Below are 5407 nucleotides of genomic sequence, written 5' to 3' on the forward strand. Positions count from 1 at the left end.
ATTGCCGCCCGGCGGTCCTAACCGTCCCTCGATGCGACATTCACGGACTTGGGTCAGGCGTTCTGGAGCTCGCCGACGTCGGCGTCGCGGCGGGCCCGCTTGCGGCCCCACAGCAGGTGGTCCAGCGAGAGCCGGCCGCCGTTGAAGCCGAGGGCGAGCCCGGCGAGCGCGAGCACGAGGACCAGCTCGTAGCCGCCCTGGCCGGTCAGTCCGTTGTCGATGTGCACCGAGAGCAGCGCGCCCACGGAGATCACGACGTACCCGATGCCGACCAGCGGCATCAGGAACCCGATGATGAACGCGATCGAGCCGAGGATCTCGACGGTCATCGCGAAGACCGCGGCGACCGTGGGCATCGGGATGCCCGTCATCGAGAAGAACTTCGCGGTGCCGTCGATGCCGTTGTTCCACTTCTGGAGGCCGTGCGCGAGGAAGACGACCGCGACGCCGATCCTCCCCAGCAACAGGGCCACGTCCTTGAATCGTCCGAACATCCGGTTTCAGCTCCCCGGTGGGTGAATTTTCAACTGACCCGCCCCAAGTTAGGGCCCCGGCACCCCGGATCGAAGCTCCGGAGGGTGATCGACAGGGAACCGACAGGGACGACCGGGCCGCCGAAAACCGGTTTCGCGCGCCCCGCCGGAGGGCTATCTTCGCCCTGACCTGCGTCCGCGACCGTGAGGAGACCCCGATGCGCCGACAGACCGTTCCGCCCGGCCTGTCCCCCGCATCGCAAAGGATCTCCCACGACCGTGAAAACCCTGAACATCGGCATCCTCGCGCACGTCGACGCCGGTAAGACCAGCCTGACCGAGCGCCTGCTCTTCGAGGCGGGCGCCATCACGCACCTCGGCAGCGTCGACCGCGGCGACACCCAGACCGACTCCCTCGAGCTCGAACGCCGTCGCGGCATCACCATCCGCTCCGCGGTGGCCTCGTTCACGACCGGCGACACGCGGATCACGCTCATCGACACCCCGGGCCACTCGGACTTCATCGCCGAGGTCGAGCGCGCGCTGCGCGTGCTCGACGGGGCCGTCCTGGTGGTGTCGGCCGTCGAAGGCGTCCAGGCCCAGACCCGCGTGCTGATGCGCACCCTGCGCCGGCTCGGCATCCCGGCCCTGATCTTCGTCAACAAGATCGACCGCGGGGGCGCCCGCGACCTGCTCGACGACGTCCGCGCGAAGCTGGCGCCGCGCACGGTCGCCCTCAGCACCGTCACCGGCACCGGGACACCGGACGCCGTGAGCACCCCCGCGTTCCCGGCCGAGCTGGGCGAGCTCCTGGCGGACGGCGACGACGCGTTCTTGGAGTCTTATGTGGACGACCGCGTCGACGAAGCGGCCTGCCGCGCCGAGCTGACCCGGCAGGTCGCGCGCGGCGCGCTGCACCCGGTGCTGTCCGGGTCGGCGATCACCGGCACCGGCGTCGCGGACCTCGTCATGGCGATGGCCGAGCTGCTCCCGGCCACCGAGCGCACCGGCGACGGACCCCTGCACGCGACCGTGTTCAAGATCGACCGCGGCCGGGCCGGGGAGAAGATCGCCTACGCCCGGCTGCACTCCGGTTCCCTGGCGGTGCGGCAGCGGATTTCCTTCTACCGCGGCGAAACCGAGCTCACCGGCCGCGTCTCCGCGCTCGAAGTCGCCGGCGACGACGTGGCACTCGCCGGGGACGTCGCCCGGGTGCGCGGGCTCCGAGAGGTCCGGATCGGCGACCGGCTCGGCTCACCGGGTGCCGCTCGCGACGGCGTGTTCACGCCGCCGAGCCTCGAGACCGTGGTGCGGCCGGTCCGCCCGGAGCAGGCGGCGGCGCTGTTCACGGCGCTGACCCGGCTGTCCGAAGAGGACCCGTTGATCGACGTCCGCCGCCGCGGGCGGGACATTTCGGTGCGGCTCTACGGCGAAGTGCAGAAGGAAGTCCTGAGCTCGATGCTGGCCGACGGCGCCGGCATCGACGTCACGTTCGAGCGGACGCGCACCCTGTACGTCGAGAAGCCGGTCGGCCGCGGGGAAGCCGTCGAGGAGCTGGATCCGGAACAGCGGCTGTACTTCTTCGCGACGGTCGGGCTTCGGGTGGAACCCGGGCCCGGCGTCACGTTCGGGCTTTCGGTCGAGCTGGGCTCGCTGCCGCTCGCGTTCCACAAGGCCATCGAGGAGACCGTTCACACCACGCTCGAGCAGGGGCTGTACGGCTGGGCGGTGCGGGACGTCGCCGTCATGCTGACGCACACGGCGTTCTTCAGCCCGCTCAGCGCCGCGGGCGACTTCCGCAAGATGACGCCGCTGGTGCTGATGGCGGCGCTGAAGCAGGCCGGCACGCGGGTGCACGAGCCGGTGCACCGCTTCGAGCTGGACGTCCCGGCGAGCGCCGTCAGCGCGGTGCTGCTCAAGCTCGCGGACGTGCGCGCGGTGCCCGGGGAACCGGTCGTCGGGCCGTCGTCGTGCACGCTGCAGGGCACGATCCCGGCCGAGCACGTCCACGCGTTCGAACAGGCGCTGCCGGCGCTCAGCCAGGGCGAAGGCGTCTTCCTCAGCGAGTTCGCGGACTACCGGCCCTACCCGGGCCCGCCGCCGGTGCGGCCGCGAACCGACGAGAACCCGTTGGACCGCAAGGAGTACCTCGCGCAGGTCGCCCGGCGTCAGCGCTTGTGGGCCCAGGCCGCGCCGAAGCAGTAGGCGCCGAACGCGGCGAGGCCGAGGGCCACGACGGTCAGCAGCGCGGTGCCGAAGGGCTGGGCGGCGAGCGTTTTGAGCGCGGCGTCCAGCCCGCCGGCCTTGTTCGGGTCGGCCTTGAACCCGGCGATGGCGAGGAGGATCGCGACGATGGTGAAGACGACACCCTTGGCGAGGTAGCCCGTGGTGCCGAGCCAGCTGACCCAGCGCTTGGTCTTCCCCGGCAGCTCGGTGGTGTTCAGGTCTTCGAGGAACTTCTTCTTGTAGCCCTTGATCCCGGCGGCGATCGCGACACCGAGGACGGCCGCGGCGGCGATGACCACCAGCGCCCGCCCGAACGGCAGCTGGAGCAGCTTGGCGGTGAACTCCTGCTGGCTCTGGTTCCCCGAGCCGCCGCCGCCACTGCCGGTCGCGATCCGGAAGGCGGTGAAGCCCAGCACGACCACGACGACACCGCGTGCGGCCGCGCCGATCCGCTTGCGCGTGCGCTTGCCGCCGCTGACCCATTCGTAGCCGGTCGCGGCCATCAGGAACTGCCAGAGCCCGAACAGGACCAGGCCGATGGCGATGATCCAGAGCAGCACCTGGCCGAACGCCGTCGAGCCGATCTGCTGGAGCGCGCCCTTCTGGTCGGCCTGCTCGCTGTCGCCGAAGGCGATCTGCAGGGCCAGGTAGGCGATGACGAGGTGGACGACGCCGTAGCAGGCCATGCCGACCCGGCCGAGCAGCTGAGCGGTGTCGCTCTTCTCGCCTTTGTCGGCTTCGGCCTCGGTCCGGTGCGCGCCCTCTTTCGCGCCCGCTTTGGCGCCTTCTGATGTCCGGTTCATACCCTCGGGGTACCCGCTCCGCGCCGTACCCCGCTGGGCCATGCGGCGCAATCGCGCGCTGTGACGGGACGATTCCGGCACGGAGGCGCGACGGTCTCGCGCCGGATCGAGCACTGGGACCACCAACCCGGCGTCGGCCTCGGTGAAGCCCTAGCCGGGACGGCGGCGGACCTCGTCGAGCCCGGTCCAGCCGCCGTTGGCCGCGAGCAGCGCCAGTACCTGCTCGGCCTGTTCGGCGAAGCGCGCGAGGTCGTCGTGGAGCAGGGCGGCGCGTTCACTGTCGAGCGGGTCGAAGTCGTCCCACCAGAGCCCGATCGCCGTGCCCGCCGTGACGACGAGCCCCTGCACCAGGCGCCGGAACCCGGGCGACGGCGTCTTCGCCGTCTCGCGGTAGGCCGTCTCGATGTCGTCACACGCGGCCAAGAGTTCCCGCAGCTGGGCGACGGCACCGGCGGGCGTGCCGTCCCAGGCGGCCGTCGGCCAGGCACGGTCGGACAGTTCGAGCCACAGCCGCCAGCCGGCGAGCAGCTCGGCTTCGTCGTGGGGCGTCCAGGACGCCGGAACCGGCCAGTACATGCTTCGAGAGTGACACCGCCGGAGCGGAAATCCGCCCCGGCGGTGGGTTATGTCTCATGTGGCGAACTTCAGCCGATCTGCCCGCTGATCACGGGCGGCACCGGAACGCAGAGCGGCGTCTTGGCGTGCGCCGGGTCGAGCGCGTTGAGCACCAGCCCCTGGGCGACGGGGTCGTAGGTGATGCCGAGGTGGTCGGTGAAGTCGAGCCCGCAGACGTTCTGCAGCAGAATGTTCTTGACGTTCGGTTTCGGGGCGAGGAACGCGCTGGTGTAGGGCGTGACGACGTCGTCGTAGCGGGTCTGGATGACGGTGTACTGGATGCCGTCGACGGTCTCGCCACCGGCGTTGAGGCTGGTCAGGAAGGCCGAGCCGACGGCCTGTTCGTTGCACGCTTGGCAGACGGTCCCGAGCGCGGCGGGGACGCCGGGGATCATTTCGAGGGTGCTGAGCAGGCCGAAGAGGTCGGTCCCGTGGTTGGACGGCGACAGCCCGACGAGCCGGCTGATCTTGTCGGCGCCGCCGAGGTACTTGATCCAGTACCGGACGTTCATCCCGCCCTGAGAGTGCCCGACGACGTCGAGTTTCTTGGCCCCGGTGGCCCGGAGGATCTTGTCCCCGAAGGCGGCAAGCGCTTTCGTGGTGTCGGCGATGGGCCCGACGGTCTGCAGGAAGCTCCCGGGCGCCCCGCCGAAGTTGCCGGCGAAGACGCAGTAGCCGGCGTTGGCGAGCTTCTGGGAAAGGTTGGCCCAGTTTTCGTAGGCGTTGGCGGTGGTCCCGTTGGAGAGCAGCACGGGATTCGGGTGGGCATCGCTGGGTTTGCAGTTCCAGTCGTTCGCCCCGGGCGGCGCGATGGTGGGCGCACCGAGCGAGTAGAGGGCGGCCGTGAGGATGTTGGGCTGCACAGGCCCGGTGGGTTCCTTTTCGGCCGCGTGGGCGGCCCCGGCCCCCAGTGTCAGAGCCGCCACCATGGCGACGGCCGCCGTGAGCCACCTGCGCGTCGTTGCGCCCATCCGCTTCACCTCTCTGTGAACCGATGGTGACCCGCGTCACCGAAGGCTTAACGCGCAGGTAACTTGTTCGGACACTCCCCCTGGTGAGTGATTTTCTTCCGGCGCATGACCTGCTACGAGTGACACACAAGAGGTGAAGTGCCACTCACGGACATGACAAAGCCCCCGGCACCAGAGGTGCCAGGGGCTTCACGCACAAAGCAAGAGGTCAGCCGGAATCAGGCCAACGAGAACCCAGACCTCCCCCGCACCCCGATCCGAAGCCAAAACACGGCCGGCGGTGCCGGGTCAAGGCATCTTTCCCGCCTTGACCCGGCAC

5 protein-coding genes are annotated in these 5407 nt (G+C 70.1%); 1 reads left to right on the forward strand and 4 read right to left on the reverse strand.

The window, feature by feature from the left end; translation table 11 throughout:
* Positions 1-53 precede the first annotated feature (53 nt).
* Positions 54-494: a DoxX family protein gene (locus AB0M83_RS48360; RefSeq protein ID WP_364529546.1), complete on the reverse strand. Its 441-nt coding sequence runs from the start codon at positions 492-494 to the stop codon at positions 54-56.
* A 258-nt stretch (positions 495-752) separates the two neighbouring features.
* Between AB0M83_RS48360 and AB0M83_RS48365 the strand changes: the two genes are divergently transcribed.
* Complete coding sequence (locus AB0M83_RS48365) at positions 753-2678, forward strand: translation factor GTPase family protein (protein WP_364529549.1); 1926 nt, start codon at positions 753-755, stop codon at positions 2676-2678.
* Here AB0M83_RS48365 and AB0M83_RS48370 read toward each other — a convergent pair.
* From AB0M83_RS48370 to AB0M83_RS48380, 3 genes are all read right to left on the reverse strand, one after another.
* Positions 2642-3502, reverse strand: coding sequence for a DUF1206 domain-containing protein (locus tag AB0M83_RS48370; RefSeq protein ID WP_364529552.1), 861 nt, complete (start codon positions 3500-3502; stop codon positions 2642-2644). The genes AB0M83_RS48365 and AB0M83_RS48370 overlap by 37 nt on opposite strands.
* Before the next feature lie 150 nt (positions 3503-3652).
* The gene (locus AB0M83_RS48375; protein WP_364529555.1) at positions 3653-4078 is read right to left on the reverse strand and encodes a hypothetical protein; all 426 of its coding nucleotides are present in this window, start codon (positions 4076-4078) and stop codon (positions 3653-3655) included.
* A gap of 68 nt (positions 4079-4146) precedes the next feature.
* On the reverse strand, positions 4147-5088 hold the full coding sequence (locus AB0M83_RS48380) for an alpha/beta fold hydrolase (protein WP_364529558.1): 942 nt from the start codon (positions 5086-5088) through the stop codon (positions 4147-4149).
* Positions 5089-5407 lie beyond the last annotated feature (319 nt).

This window comes from Amycolatopsis sp. NPDC051106 (assembly GCF_040682775.1).
Lineage (GTDB): Bacteria > Actinomycetota > Actinomycetes > Mycobacteriales > Pseudonocardiaceae > Amycolatopsis.